General features: G+C 42.4%; 11 protein-coding genes. 3 read left to right on the top strand and 8 right to left on the bottom strand.

Going from position 1 to position 15614, the window contains the following annotated elements; translation table 11 throughout:
- The first annotated feature begins 100 nt into the window (after positions 1-100).
- Complete coding sequence (locus GO495_RS30295; RefSeq protein ID WP_157303703.1) at positions 101-328, top strand: hypothetical protein; 228 nt, start codon at positions 101-103, stop codon at positions 326-328.
- A gap of 104 nt (positions 329-432) precedes the next feature.
- Here GO495_RS30295 and GO495_RS30290 read toward each other — a convergent pair whose 3' ends face one another.
- The 5 genes from GO495_RS30290 to GO495_RS30270 form a co-directional block, all read right to left on the bottom strand.
- Positions 433-1569, bottom strand: coding sequence for a hypothetical protein (locus tag GO495_RS30290; protein WP_157303702.1), 1137 nt, complete (start codon positions 1567-1569; stop codon positions 433-435).
- 2 nt (positions 1570-1571) lie between these two features.
- Positions 1572-3479, bottom strand: a complete 1908-nt coding sequence (locus GO495_RS30285) for a hypothetical protein (protein WP_157303701.1) — start codon at positions 3477-3479, stop codon at positions 1572-1574.
- A gap of 9 nt (positions 3480-3488) precedes the next feature.
- Positions 3489-4271: a hypothetical protein gene (locus GO495_RS30280; RefSeq protein ID WP_157303700.1), complete on the bottom strand. Its 783-nt coding sequence runs from the start codon at positions 4269-4271 to the stop codon at positions 3489-3491.
- A gap of 190 nt (positions 4272-4461) precedes the next feature.
- Positions 4462-5481, bottom strand: coding sequence for a serine hydrolase domain-containing protein (locus GO495_RS30275; RefSeq protein ID WP_157303699.1), 1020 nt, complete (start codon positions 5479-5481; stop codon positions 4462-4464).
- A gap of 73 nt (positions 5482-5554) precedes the next feature.
- On the bottom strand, positions 5555-6301 hold the full coding sequence (locus GO495_RS30270; protein WP_157303698.1) for an SDR family NAD(P)-dependent oxidoreductase: 747 nt from the start codon (positions 6299-6301) through the stop codon (positions 5555-5557).
- A gap of 125 nt (positions 6302-6426) precedes the next feature.
- Between GO495_RS30270 and GO495_RS30265 the strand changes: the two genes are divergently transcribed.
- The gene (locus GO495_RS30265) at positions 6427-6822 is read left to right on the top strand and encodes a hypothetical protein (protein ID WP_157303697.1); all 396 of its coding nucleotides are present in this window, start codon (positions 6427-6429) and stop codon (positions 6820-6822) included.
- Here the strand turns inward: GO495_RS30265 and GO495_RS30260 are convergent.
- On the bottom strand, positions 6814-7719 hold the full coding sequence (locus GO495_RS30260) for a helix-turn-helix domain-containing protein (protein WP_157303696.1): 906 nt from the start codon (positions 7717-7719) through the stop codon (positions 6814-6816). The genes GO495_RS30265 and GO495_RS30260 overlap by 9 nt on opposite strands.
- A gap of 132 nt (positions 7720-7851) precedes the next feature.
- Here GO495_RS30260 and GO495_RS30255 point away from each other — a divergent pair, with 132 nt between their 5' ends.
- Positions 7852-9423: a S53 family peptidase gene (locus tag GO495_RS30255; protein WP_157303695.1), complete on the top strand. Its 1572-nt coding sequence runs from the start codon at positions 7852-7854 to the stop codon at positions 9421-9423.
- Positions 9424-9459: 36 nt separating this feature from the next.
- Here GO495_RS30255 and GO495_RS30250 read toward each other — a convergent pair whose 3' ends face one another.
- Both GO495_RS30250 and GO495_RS30245 read right to left on the bottom strand, forming a co-directional pair.
- Entirely contained in the window at positions 9460-12126 is a 2667-nt protein-coding gene (locus tag GO495_RS30250) for a T9SS type B sorting domain-containing protein (protein ID WP_157303694.1), read from the bottom strand.
- A gap of 220 nt (positions 12127-12346) precedes the next feature.
- Positions 12347-15520 carry a CheR family methyltransferase gene (locus GO495_RS30245; protein ID WP_157303693.1) on the bottom strand — a complete coding sequence of 1058 codons (3174 nt, stop codon included), beginning with the start codon at positions 15518-15520 and terminating at the stop codon, positions 12347-12349.
- Positions 15521-15614 lie beyond the last annotated feature (94 nt).

The following is a 15614-nucleotide window of genomic DNA, read 5'->3' as shown; positions in this document are numbered from 1 at the left end:
AAAATAGAGCTGAAAGGAGAATCCTTACGGAAGAATAAAAACAGTTAAATTACATCAGCTACTACAAGTCTTTAATTGTGGTACACTATGACCTGAAATAGTGGTAAGCTTTAACCGTAATATCCACACAAATATCCAATCCATAGCAGGGCATTTCAAATTCACTGCCAGAGGGCCGCTGAATACCAATAACGTGATGAGGGTGAAATTACCCAAAGCACCCGCTCACACAAACATAGAAGATAGTAAGTGGGATAATGACTCTCATACATTATTGCTGAAAGCACCTAATAAACCGGAAGGCGTAAAGGTTGATATTCAATTATAAGTATCAGTTGTCTGGTACATAAGGCTCCTGCCGCTTGGCAGGAGCCTTCTTGTCTGTTGAATTCAATTAAGCTTTTGTAAATACACCTCCGACAATAATTTATTTTACTTATAGCGTATTTTATTTTTCACATTGTGAAAACTGATCCCTGTTGACAAACCGATATTGTATAAACGGGTTTTCAGCGTTTCGCTGTTCACAGGGGACAGGTTATAATATATAACAGGTAAGATCTTTAGTGAAAGAGTAGTTCCCAGACGGATGTTGTATCCTATACCGATTTTTGCAATACAGGCATGGTCCCGGAGAGCTTCATCATACAAATCTTTGGTGTGATTTTGCTGGTACGTATTTCGCCAGGTCAGATATACACCGATGTCTGTAATGAAATTAGATCTGAGATAACCGCCACATATATAGCCTACTCCAATACCATGTGAATAAAAAGTATAGGTGTTTTTACCAGTGGTTGTCTGGGGCAAACCTGAGGCCCAATCGACAGCAGATTGATTGGCCTTGAAGCCTTCCCTTATGTACAGATATTCTGCATACAGTGTATGCTTTTTCTTTATGAATATACCCGCAGCCAAGGATGCTGCAAATTCGAAAATAGGTTTCTCTTGCAATTTTCTTTTTTCCAGGAGATCATTTTTGTTGAACTGAGGATCGTTTACCAGTATCATTCTATATGCCATGGACGGTATGAAACTCAGCGCAGCGTAAAATGCAGGTGGACGGGCTGTTGCATAGTAACCGTTTTCATAAAGCGTCCTTAACGCTTTGCGGGTTAAAGGCACGGTATCGCTGGTGCCTCTATGTGTGACATGAGAGCTATCAGTTATAGATGAACTTGTTCGGTTATCAATGGGAAGACTATTAAGGATTCTTACTGAGTCTTTGGGAGAACCAGGTTTGGGTAGTTTAAAGGTGATGGTGTCCCAGATAGAAACCGTATTTTTGCTCATGTAATTTAAACCTGCTGATATGGTCGTATCAATAGTGACCAAACCATTTCTATGATAGGTTCGTGTTACTGTAAGGTATAGTTTTCTTTCAAGATGGAATGTATCATAGGTAGTTGTATCCTTAAGCATTGTTTTATAAAGCATTATTACTGAATCTTTATAGTACATTGCTTTTTTAAGCACAGGCCCTTCTCCTTTACACGGAGTCCAGTTTTGCCCATGGCCTGAGGTTCCGAAGAAAGTGATCAGAAATATAAAGAGTATGATATGTTTCATGACTAGTTATTTCGGTAAATAATATTATAGGCATATCCTACCTGAATCTGCGAGAAGAAGGTATTGGCGTCTCCCTGTTGCCAGAAAAATCTACTCCGGAAGAATATTTGCCCGTTATTCTTTTCTGAGGTTTCCACACGCAGTAGCAATTCTAACTGATGAGAGTTTCGTGCAGCTCTTTCTGTAACAATATTATTCAGATCCGATTTTTTATAGCTCATGATCTGTTTGAACTGATTGTTTGTAAAGGCGTAGGTATGGTTATAACTATAACTCATGACAAGACCTACCCTTCTTTCCTGGAAGATTTCAATTGAGACCTTCGGAAGCATTAAAGTAACGGTGTGGCCGGAGAAAGAAGTGTCTTTCCCGGGAGCTACGATACCGCCTGCGATATTTCGGATAGTGTCGCCTAACACTACATGCCCATATCTGATACCAAAGTCGAGGTAAGCGGTGAATTTCATATCCGGGTAGTCATAGAGAAGAGCATTCAGGTCAACTCCCATAGAGAAGTTCTCGTATCGTCTCAGGTCCAGGTTAGTGGTATAAGATGGCGAAACTAACGTATTGTTGATGACTGTATTCTGATTATGGAGAGGTAATACTTTTTTCTTGTCTTCGATCTTAGAAAGTGCACCGTACACGTTCAGATAAGAAAAAGCGCCTACATCCTGGCGCTTCCCTGCCTGCCACCGGTAGGTATTGAGGTTAAATCTTCTGCATATTTCAACCTGTACAAGTCCATTGGGAGATTCCTGGTCTATCCCACCAAGGTCTGTGAAGATTTTACCGTCAAATAAACGGATATTTCTTTCTTTTTTTAAAGATATAAGGGGCATTTCTTCGGGGTAGGCGAAGTTGATTACTGTATCTGCCGGGCTGTAATCACGGGTGTATAGGTCGAGCAGGTTATCGTAATTACCAATTACATCACTCAGAAAAATGCAGCTATTGAACCCAATTTTAGATGATTTCCTCATAAAGAGTTTTGTCCGCTGGAAAGCTTTCAAATTATTAATGGATGAGAACCCAATAGCATAGGTATTTTCATAGATGTCTGTACCACCGGTTTTATTCCTCACCCAGGCTTGTATACGTTCAATATATCCCCGCTCGAACTGGATACTCACCTTTTCGATGGGGAAGATATTCATTGCCCTCAACGCCTCGTTGGCTCCGGATAGGTTTTTCCTTGCGGCTTCGTACGCTACGGCATTAACTTTCAGCAGATCATTTTCCGGAGATGCCTTTTTATTTCTATTGCCAATTGCGGCTAAAGCAGCGGAGTCCAATTGGGGAAACGGGTCGTCATGAAACCTTTTTAAATAATTGTTTATCTGTGCTTTATCTGACGATTCTTTATTGGAGTCCCCGATTTTACTTTTATATTGATTGAGCATACTTACAACTGCCATTTTGTTATTGGAGAAGACAGCTCTTTGATGATTGATGATATTTTTCATGCTATCCAGCAGGAAAACCCGGGCAGAGGAATTATTTTCATCGTGGTTGGTAAATGTACCCAGGTTCAGGAAACCGATATTAGGTTCTTTATCGTCCACCCGGAATAAATACAGCCAGAGAAAAATCTCATTAAGTGAATATTCTGAAAAAAACTCGTTGGTAGAGGCAATATCATTGAGTAAGTTTGTTATGCTATCACGGAATTCGCGCAGGTTAAGCGGAGATGATAATCCAAACACAGGTTGGTCATCTTTAAAGACTTTAAATGTATCTCCTTTACTATAGTAGGTTGCTTTCAGGTTCAATACTATATTGCCTCCATCGTTCGCATGATAAACCGTAAATTTTTTCGTTTGGGTGATTTGTATGTCTTTTTCCTGGGAGAATACTTTTCCAGCAGACATGACTAAGAAAAGAACAGGGTATAACAGGTATGATTTCATGTATGATCTTTAAATACGTTGTGTAATGAAGAGAAGGGAATGGATCGTATCTGAGATAGGAGTAGTCAGATGCAGTCGAAGTATTAGCTTACCATTGCTGGTATCTAACAATTGATTATCAGCTACTGTGTCCAGGTGGAAAGGAGAAAGTATGTCCTTCCCTTTTTTCAACAACCCATCAAAAGCAAGGACCTGAATGAATTGCCCGGTGGCGTTGTAGGAGTCCTCATTCTGTCCTTGTAGCCGGAATGTGGTAGCCCCATCAGCAAAAATATATGCCCTGACACTACCATAATAAGCAGTGTTATTACCCTCTGTCTCAAATACGGCATAGGTAGATTGATAAACACCCGCTACGGGGTGAGGCGCCACTCCTGTACAGGAAATAATCCCGGTATTGATAAGCATACTATCGAGGTTAATATTTTTATCTATCCAGGTATATACTTTTTCAAGAGTAGCATCTGGTTGCAGCGTGTTCCGTAAGGTATCCACCAGTTGCAGATTGCAGGTTGTATAGCTTTGCGGTACGGCATTACAGAGTTCAACCAGATATTTCATTCGGGGGATGGCCGCGCCCGAAGTGTTACGTAGGGAGAGCCAAACCGTATCGTGGGATTGGGTCCTGGTTTGATGAAAGATGAAGTCTACCACAGCCAGACCGTTTAATCTGGCAGATAATACCAGTTCTGCCGGAGGAGCGTCAGGTGGAGGTAGTTGATCTGTGTTTTTATTACAACTGCATATAATAAATGTAAGAATAGTGAGGGCTGAATATAGCTTTGCGGTCATTATGCGGGGTGTTAGTAGTTCGCCTGATTGTTAGGGAATTTTATGCTCAAGATAAAGGACATGGAGCACTCAAAAAATACAAACTAGTTGGTATTTTTGGGAATATGCAATTTGCAGGGTAATCAACGCAGATGACTGATGGGAGGAAAGGTAAATATTTAATTAAGTATCAACTGATTTAAATTGATTATCAATGGGAAGCAACGATATCCCTGATCATCGCCCTCACATGCACACTTGATGCATTACTTTTCCTGATATTGCTGCGTGTAAATATGATTCCCGCAATCCCGTTCTTCTCATCCTGCCAGGGATGTGTCCCAAAAGCACCCGGACTGCTGGTCTCCCATATCTCCCCTGACGCAGTATGCACATCAATCCAGTTCCCTATCCCATATCTCACGGTATCTTTAGGCGTAGGGGATGCAGGATTAAGCGGATAAGGCGTATCCTGAAAAACAGCGCCGGCTGTCTGGTCTTTCAGCATCTCTGCAAGCGCCTTCTCACTTAATACCCTTTTATGATCATATACTCCCTTATTGACGATCATCTCTAAAAAATGAAGGTAATCATTGGCAGAAGTTCGTACCCCTCCTGCTAATAACGGGTTCCTTAAATTCATCAGTAAATAGTTAGCGGTTAAATCACAAGGACGGGCAATCTTCTCGTTAAAAAGCGCCTGCCACGATTTACCGGAAACAACTTCCGCTATCCTCCCTGCTATCTGCATACTTACACTGCCATAGTTAAAGGCTACTCCCGGAGGATTGATCATCTTCGTATGCACAGCAATCGAATCTACGGCATCTGCCAGGCTCAATTCCTTGCTGTATTCATATCGCTCCGGGGAATTGCCAGGAAAGCCTGAAGTATGGGAAAACAGCTGCCTTATAGTGATATTCCCTTTGTGATATTTAGTGAAGATAGGGAGGAACTTTCCCACTGTATCCGTTAAAGCCAGTTTCCTGTCATCGACCAGAGACATGATAACCGCTCCTGATAACCACTTCGAAGCAGAAGCGATGACTCTCTTGTCATCCGCACGTAAATTGATTTCCTTTTCATAAATCAATCGTCCATGCTGAGATACCAGTACAACTACATTATCGTCATATTCTGCAATATGGTCCTCCAGATATTTATCTACAGCAGAGAAATCCTGTGCGGATAAACGAAGACTACAAAATAAAAGTAGAACTAAATACTTCATGCAATAAAAATAAGGAATATCCGCACAGGGCAGATATTCCATTATGGTGAAGTGACTAAATACACAGGTAAGACTACAAAAACAGCCCTCCGGACGCTTCTATGCGCTGCGCCGTAATCCAACGCGCTTCCTCACTGCACAAAAATCTTACGATCCCGCCAATATCTTCCGGTAACCCTACACGACCCAACGCTGTACTGTTACTCATAAACGTCTCCAGCTGAGGGTTATGCGCAAATGCTGCTTTCGTAAAGTCTGTATGCGTAATGCCCGGCGCTACTGCATTCACCGTAATACCTCTGCTACCTAATTCTTTCGCCAGGTATTTTGTCAGCACTTCAATAGCGCCCTTCATAGATGCATAAGCAGCATACCCAGGTGTAGCAAAACGTGTTAATCCGGTGGAAAGATTCACAATACGACCTCCATCCGCAATAAAAGGCAAAGCTTTCTGTGTAAGGAAATACACGCCTTTGAAATGTACATTCATCAGGCTGTCAAATGCCTCTTCCCTTGTTTCATGAAATAAAGAATGTGCATCAATACCCGCATTATTTACGAGGTAATCGAACTGTTGTCTCCCCCATTCAGATGTTAACTGCGCTGCTACCTCTTTATAAAAAGTATCAAAACTACTTGTATCAGCAATATCCAGCGGAACAGCTACCGCTTTCCGGCCCAATGCTTTGATTTCATCTACGATATCAGTAGCTTTACTACGATTCACTACAATGATGTCTACCCCATCTTTTGCAAGACTTAATGCTATGTTTTTACCTAAACCTCTGTTGGCTCCGGTGACTAATGCAATTTTACTCATGTTTCTATGTTTTTGATGTTACAAAGTTAACACGCAACAGGAGTAACTTGTTTTCGACATTCAATCAATCATCTTCAAAATTCAAATATTACCAGTATAATTGCAACAGAATTAAAATAGGTCTTATGATAGAGGAAGCTGATGTACGCATAGGTAACCTTGTATGGTACTACAATCTGTACTTAATAGAAACTAGCTTTAGAGTAGAAGGCATCATGGACGGCTTTATCTACTGTACCTCTTTACCCAAAAACAAGCTACCGCTGGATAAAGTGAACCCCATCGCACTGGATGCCGATCATTTAATTGGTTTTGGATATGTAAGAGGTGATAAGGATTATGGAGAAGATGAGAACGTGTTTTCCTATAAGTACACCCACAAAGACAGCCTGTATCTCCGGGATGACGGATATTCCTTTCAGCTGCTGACCGCAGAACTGATCCCCTATGGACGGCCGCTTGTACACGTTCACCAGTTACAGAACATACACTATTACCTTACCAGGGAAGAATTACTTTAAGCTGCGGAAGCCCAGTGGAGTCATAGAGGTCTGTTTCTTAAAGAAGGTAGAGAAATGCGCCACCTGTTCAAAATCAAGGCAATAGGCAATCTCAGAAATACTCCAGTCGGTTTGCCTTAACAGGATCTTTGCTTCCTGTACCACCCTGCTGCTGATGATCTCCGTTGTGGTTTTACCTGTATTTTCCTTTAATACTTTATTCAGATGATTCACATGCACCGCCAGCTGATCAGCATAATCACCGGCTGTACGCAACTGCAGCTTCTGCCGGGGAGAATCTATCGGAAACTGCCGCTCCAACAGTTCGATAAACAGTGAAGAGACACGTGCAGACGCATTATGCGTGGGATATAAAGCCGAAACCGGCTGTAGTTTTTGTCCGTAATGGATCAGCTCCTGCAGGTAATTGCGCAGCAGGTCATATTTGTATACATAGTCAGAAGAAAGCTCCTTGAACATCTTCTCAAAGATGTGATTGATGTCAGCGTAGGACTCGTCCGTTAGCTGAAATATAGGGAAACCACCCGGCTGGTAAATAGGTAACTCTTCCAGGTTAGTACCACTGTTACTCTTAGCTAAAAAGGAATCGGTGAAAATGCAGAAGTAGCCGGATTGATCATCGTCCAGGGGACTATAATAATAAGGTATTTTAGGCGTGGCGAACAGCAGCGCATTCTTCTCAATATCAATCACTTTATCTGCATATTCGGCCTTATTTCTGCCGTTGATCAGGCTGATTTTATAGTAGGCCCTGCGATTATAGGGCATGGCCACGTCTTTGGAAGCGAAAAGATCGGCTATTTTAAACACGTTAAAATGCCCGATCTCTTTGTTAAGAGATTCGGGGATCAGCGAAGCTGTATCCCGGTAAAAATCTTCGATTGAGGCGATTTCCATACTTTCAAAAATCAAATATATGCATTTCCTGCAAAAAGCAGGATTTAGCACGCTTATTGAGTGATTTAAGGGTGCGCAACAAGATGAGTATCCAAGACGTTTACTTCATATAACCACTAAAAAAACATATCCATGGAATCCCAGTTTAACCAGTATGTGGCGCTGAAAGGCAGTTTTAAGTCTGCGCCACAGGCTATGCCAGCCGACGACACTACCAGGAACGAGCAAATCACTGTCACCATCCGTATCAAACCCAAAAAACCTTTGCCCGATCCATTAACTGATAAAGGTTTTAAAAACCTGTCGCGGGAAGAATTTCAGAAAGAATACGGTGCTTCGGAAGAAGACATCGAAAAAGTAACCGAGTTTGCAGATCATTGTGAATTGACCCTCGTAAAAGTAGATGCCAACACCAGAACTGTAAAAGTACAAGGCACCTTGTCACAAATGGAAAACGCCTTCCGTACTGCTGTGTCCAAATACAAAGATAAAGAAGGTTGCATCTTCCGGGCACGTAGCGGAGAACTGCAGGTGCCCCTGGAGCTGGACAATATTATAGAAGGTGTATTCGGACTGGATAACAGACAGATAGCCACACCTAAATTCAAGATCAGGAACAGCGGACAGATAGCATATGCCCGGCAGGTAAGCACGTCTTTTACCGCTGATCAGCTGGCGCGTATTTATGATTATCCTGCTGATGTGACAGGCAAAGGTCAGTGTATCGCCATTATTGAATTAGGCGGTGGATATAAGACAGCCGATATCACCAAATATTTCAAATCATTAAAGCTCACCAAACCAAAAGTAAAGGCCATTTCTGTGGATGGTGCGCATAATAGTCCCAGCACTCCGGATAGCGCCGACGGAGAAGTTCTGCTGGATATAGAAGTAGCAGGGGCCGTGGCACATGGCGCCACTATAGCGGTATACTTTGCACCTAATACGGATAGCGGATTTCTGAATGCCATTACCCAGGCCGTACATGATACCCATTACAAACCATCCGTCATTTCCATCAGCTGGGGATCGGCAGAGTCCAACTGGACGGAACAGTCCCTGCAGGCCTATAACGGGGTATTCCAGGAGGCGGCAGCACTGGGCGTAACGATTTGTGCAGCAGCGGGCGACAGCGGCTCCAACGATGGAGTAAATGACGGCCAGGTACATGTGGATTTCCCGGCTTCCAGTCCTTATGTGGTGGCTTGCGGCGGCACACGTTTAAATGTGAATGCGGCCAACGAGATCACAGAAGAAGTGGTATGGCATGAAAACGATAGCAGCGCTACCGGTGGCGGCGTCAGCGATGTATTTCCATTACCGGATTATCAGTCTGCCAGCAAAGTACCGGTTTCACTGCATACCAAAAAGGCTGGACGTGGCGTACCGGATATAGCTGCCGTGGCTGATCCTGCTACGGGTTATGATGTGCTGGTGGATGGACAAAGCCTGGTGATTGGCGGTACAAGTGCCGTAGCACCACTAATGGCGGGTTTAATTGCGTTGATCAATGAGAAACTGAAACGTCCGGCCGGCTTTATCCATACGAAGTTATATGCATCCGCAGACGTATGCAGGGATATTATACAGGGAGATAATATTACCGTAACAGGTAACAAAGGATATAAAGCAGGAAAAGGATGGGATGCCTGCACGGGTATGGGTGTTCCGATAGGTTCTAAATTGCTGGAAATACTAGCATAAATATTACAACCCCGGGGATTCGCTCCGGGGTTGTAACTAATTCACTAACGTCAGCACACCCTTCTGAAGTAATGGTTGATCATCCTGCCCATAATACGCATATTCAATCATGTACACATAAGTACCCGAAGATTGCAATTTATTTTTAAAACTGCCGTCCCAGCCATTCTCAGGATTATTACTGCTATAAATCAATACTCCCCAGCGGTTATAAATACTCATCCGGAACCGGCCTATCCCAAAGGATTTTACTTTGAAATAATCATTCATACCATCATGATTGGGCGTAAAAGCACTGGGGATATATAAATACTGAGAATGAGAAAGCGCAATGCGAACGGTATCAGCAGCAATACAGTTTTTTCCCGTGATCGTTTTCACTATATAAGTAGTTGTCTCCAGCGGTTGTGCCACCGGCGCAGCACAATTGGTACAGGATAAGCCCTCCGCAGGTGTCCATTCATAATCCACACCGTTAATAGCCTGCAGTTGTACCGTTTGCCCGATATTGATGTTCATATCTTTATTCAGAATTAATATCCTTGGTATAGTGATATTATTAATCGTCGTCAGATTAGAGGGACTGCTGCATCCTTTACTGTCCACAGCCGTTATCAGATAATCACCAGGGGATAAATTATTGAGCGAAGCTGAAACCAATGTGCCATTACTGTAGAATGTATACGGCGGAGTTCCTCCGCTGACATCCATATCCAGTCGTCCATCTGCAAGATCGCAGGTAGCATCTGTACCTCTGGTATTTAACGTCACGACCGGCGCCGGTAATGTTACCTCAAAACTATCAATACAAGCCGCATTACGGGCATATAAGGTGTACGTCCCGGATTGTATGCCAGAGAATACAGGATCGGGCTGAAATGGCTGCCCTTTTATCGCGTATTCAAGCGGCGCGGCCCCCTGCAGTATAGATAAAGTGATCGTCCCATCCTCTTTCCCGTCACAGGAAGGAGGAACAGAAGAAACACTGCCGCTGACAGGTACTACCGCGTCCAGATCAATATCCGCCCGGGCAGTCGCCCTGCACCCTGCCGCATCTGTTACATCAATGGTATAGGTACCTGGTGTCAACTGATCAAAAGTTGGCGTAGTACCCATATCCACGGTATTCAGAAAATATTCATAAGGCCCTGTCCCACCTGTTATAACAGCGGACAACTTACCCGTCAGGTCGCCACAGGCATAGGCGGCATTGATAGCACTAAGCTGCATGGATGAACTGATAGTCACATTCACATCATCCACGGCCGTACACCCCCCATTGGATTTTGTCACCTGATAATGGCCTGAAGTATTCACCACTAACTGTTGCGCCGTACTATTATCAGACCATAGATACCGCGTATCGTCCACACCCGCATCCAGGGTCACGGTAGCGCCGTCACAGACTTTAATATCAGGGCCCAGGTCTGCTGTTAAAGGCGGCATTACCACAATATCCCGGCAAACCGACTCCTGCGTGCCCAGCCCTTCGTCCATCATCATTTTAACATTGTATGTCCCCGGTGTAGTATAAGTAAATGCAGGCGGTTGCTGTAACACCGAAGAAGGGATACTGCCATTGGTACACCCCGAAAATTTTATCCTGGTAATCGTACCGTTAAACGCATTTGTCACGATTGTATACAGGTCATCCCCTTCCCTGATCAAAGAAGAAAGACTATGCGGATAATTAAGATTACCAATGTTGCCATAAGAAGTAGCCGAGATAGCACCTGTAATAGCATTCCCGTCAAAAGCCAGTCTGAGGATATCATCCCCATCTCCGTTGGCCATTAAACCAATGAGATTACCACAGTCATTGATGATCATCAGGTCCCTGGGATGATTGAGCTTATTATCCGGATTACCTAAGTTCACGGCGACAGGCACATTCAACAGAGAAGCGCCGAAATCAAACCGTGTGATCGTATTTGAATTCGTATTACAGACAAACACATGCCATTCACCATCTATCTTAATCGCATACACGCCCGTAGGCCAGTCTAAACTTCCCAGGTTACCCAGATTCGTAGCCGCAGGTGGATTATTAAAATCAGTACCAAATGAAAAACGCGTGATCGTATTGGATTGCGCATTCACCGTAAATCCATAATACGCATTATTCTCCCTGAAAATATAGAGATCGGTAGGATAACTCAGCATCCCTAAATTCCCCCAGTTCACGGCTACCGGTGACATATTATCCAGTGAATTACCAAAATCCACTTTTACGATATAAACATTAGCAGGATCAGGATCATTCCCTCCAACTATGATCACTCTCCATCCCACAGCATCTTTCACTACCTGTATCCCTTCTGCTGTACCACGTATGACACCGCCAAAACTGCCAAAATCCTGTACTACCGGCGTATTCAGCAGACTATTACCGTAAGAAAGGCGTACCAGTCCACCGTTACCATTATTGATGACAAAAGTATAGTAGTTATTGCCATCCTTTACCGTCTCGGAGAAAACAGGAATGCTGAACACATTTCCCATCAGGCCTAAATTCGTTGCCTGCGGTAAGGAAAAATTATTGCTGCCACAAAAGCTCCAGTAAAATTTAGATCCCGCTACAGAAGTGTTATTCACAGTAACGGGTGTATTTACACAAATCGTATCCGGGGTAATGAAACCTGCCTGACGGGCATAACAAATAGTATAGCATAACAGCAAAGGGATAGTAAGAAACAGCTTCATATTCGGGTCATGGGTTAAATGGATAGTGGTATGGGTCTTAACGCGATTCAATTTAGCGGTTAATTTCAACAAACACAATACTCAATAATTCACGCTTATACGAAATAATTAATACTATTTATTTCCTGATATATTCTCCCTTGAAACTACTAACATTTATGATACGTTATGAGATCAGGATATTGATCCGTTCATAACATCTACTGCATCCTCCCTATCTTTAAATAATATCAATAAGGCCTGGAGGATCAATATCCGGGCTTTGTTCTTTCTTTATGTATAACTTGAATTCTGTCCCTACATTCAGCTTACTCTCTACCTCTACCTTTCCCCCGGACGCATCTATAATCTTATTGATCAGGAACAATCCCAACCCCTGCCCTTCCGCTCCGCTATTCAGTTGTTCATACATCTTAAAGATACTTTTTATCTTACCTTTGCTGATACCGATGCCATTATCCTTTACAGATAAAAGGATATAATCCGGCAGGTCTTTGGTACTAATAAGGATTTCAGGATACCTGAGAGGGGATTTAAATTTGAGAGCATTATTAATCAGATTATAAATCATGCTCCTGCAATTCTTTTTAGAGAAAAGAATGTGTTTAACATCCAGGGATGTTTTTATATCAGCATGTTCAGACTCAATTTTCCATTGAATACTTGCCAGGATCTCGCCTATAATTTCATCTACATCGATCGCCTCCAGCTTCAGCATTTCACTTTCTATCTTTCCTATCGCTGCCATCTCTTTAATAACTCCCCGGAATTTTTCAACCGCTGTTGACAGCATATCTACATAACCTTTTGTTTCAACATCAAAGATCGTATTCTTCTCATTGATGAAATAAATGATCTGCTCAATATTATTCATCGGGCTTAACAGATCATGAGAAGAAGTAAATACAAAATTATCCAGATCTGTATTGATGGCCTGTAACACTTTATTGCTACGTGATAGTTCCTGCTGTATCTTTTTTAATTCAGAAATATCATTAAAGGTGATAATAGCGCCGTCTGTTTCATTGTTACCTTTACGCAGATAAGGCATCGTCATCACCTGGAACCATTTCCCGTTAATTGCCTGTATCTCGCGGGTAATCACACACCCGTCTGCCAGTACGTCCTTAATATCTTTTTCAATTGTTTCAAAACGGATATTGGTGGATATATCACTTAAAGGCCTTCCGATATCTATTTCAAGCAGGTTGATATGTACTTCTGCTGCGGGTGAGAACTTCATCAGCATTAATTCCTTATTCACGAAAATCTGCCCGTTTACATTACTGCGGAAATAGTTATTGAGATCATCGTTCAGATTAGACAGTTCTTTTATCTTGGACTGATATTCTGCGTTAATAGTCTGCAATTCTTCATTCACAGATTGCATCTCTTCATTGGTACTCTGCATTTCTTCATTGGCGGAAAGCAGTTCTTCATTGAACGACTGCATATTCTCATTTGAAGCATTCAGCAGTTCGTGGGCAGAAACAAGGCTCTCCCTGGTGATGCGCAGTTCTTCCTCAATATTCACCGTATACTTATCCTTAAAAAAACTTTCGTCAAATGAGAACGCCTCATTATTATCTTCCAGAAACAGCACCAGCCTTGTGTTATCAAGCGCCAAAGGTTTTACTGACAAGGAAACGGACGAATCTATACCTGCTACCTCAATTCCTTTTACAACTACTAACCTATTCGTTTTATCAGCTTCTATACTAGCCGCTATAAATGCCACCTGCAATGGTTTTGACAAAAGGTCCGGCAGATCATGATTAAACATCTTCTGATGCAGGAAACGGGTACTATCTCCAAAGACACTTGTCACCTGATTGTCTTCATTAATCAATAATCCCACATATCCCATTTCAATCAGGAGATTCATATCCGTATTAGCAGTAGTAATAACCTTTTTTCTTTCATCGGATTTCCATTGAGGCAATACATATATTTTACTTTCCACAACAGGAGCGGTAAAATCCTCAAAACTCATGATCCTTTTTGCCTGGATATTTTTATAGATCTTCCATTTCTTATTTATTTCTTCCAGATGGGAAATGAAGTCTGTTACATTTTCACTGGGACCTAAAAATAAATATCCCCCATACCGCATACCAAAATGTAACAGATTCAGTATTTTCCGCTGCAGGCTGTGATTCATATAGATCAGCAGGTTGCGGCAACTGATAAAATCAATGTTGCAATAAGGAGGGTTCTTCACCAGGTTATGGTGGGCAAAAATAAGCATCTCACGGATGGATGGTTTAATCTTGTACCCCTTTTCATCCTTTGTAAAAAAGCGTTTTAATCTTTCCGGGGATATATCTCTCTCAATACTTCCGTTATAATATCCTTTGCCGGCCAGTTTCAGTGCATCCGCATCAATATCTGTTGCAAATATTTTTACTGTATTCCTTTTATTAACTGAATCCAGCTGTTCCCGTATCAATATTGCCAGGGAATAGGCTTCTTCTCCTGTTGCACAGCCGGCCACCCATACTTTGATCTCCTCCTCACCTTTAGCATCAATCATATCAGGAATGATACTTTCTTCCAGGATCTCGAAGGCCGCTTTATCCCGGAAAAAGGAAGTCACGCTGATTAAAAAATCCTTGACCAGGTTCTGCAATTCTGCATCATCTTTTTTCAGCAGCTCAAAGTAGTCGCTCAGGTTTTTGCTATTCAGCAGGGTCACTCGTCTTTTGATCCGGCGTAATATGGTGGTCTTTTTATATCCTGAAAAATCTTCGGGTAGTTTATCTTTTATGAGCCCGATAATTTTTTTCATGATCGATTCCTCTTCCTCTTCAATATGAGGGTCTGTGTGCCTCATTTTCTCACTTACATAACGTTGTATCAAGAGTGGCATCTGTTCGGGCGATAATACATAATCTGCCAGACCAGCAGCAATCGCACTCAGGGGCATCTGGTCGAATGCACACAATTCCGGTGTACTTACAATCACCAAGCCACCGGCATTCTTAATAGACCGGCCTCCTTCTGTGCCATCATTACCCGTTCCTGAAAGGATGATGCCAATGGCATTTTCTCCTGCTTCTTCTGCAAGAGAAGCAAAAAAGGTATTGACAGTGAGATTAACGCCTTTTTGTTTGTTCGTCAGTAATAACCGGCCATCTTTAATAGTCATGCAGCTTTTACTGGGAATAAGATAGACCTTATTCATTTCTATCTGCATGCCGTCTTCGGCTTCCAGAATGTTCAGCTTGCTATGCTTTTCCAGCAACGAAGACATCATACTCTTATAGTCTGCAGATAAATGTTGAATGATGATGTAAGACACGCTGTCCAGAGGGGTATAATCGAAGAAGGTGTTTATTTGGGCCATTCCACCAACTGAAGCACCAATGGCAACAATGCATTGTCCTTCTTTCATAAATGTCTTTTTTAGCTGCACGCCCAAAAACGTGCATCACTAAAGTTAGACTATTTATGTCATAACCTTTTTAATTTCAGCTATAATGGAGGGG

This window comes from Chitinophaga oryziterrae (assembly GCF_009758125.1).
GTDB lineage: Bacteria > Bacteroidota > Bacteroidia > Chitinophagales > Chitinophagaceae > Chitinophaga > Chitinophaga oryziterrae.
This window is presented reverse-complemented; position numbering and strand designations above follow the sequence as displayed.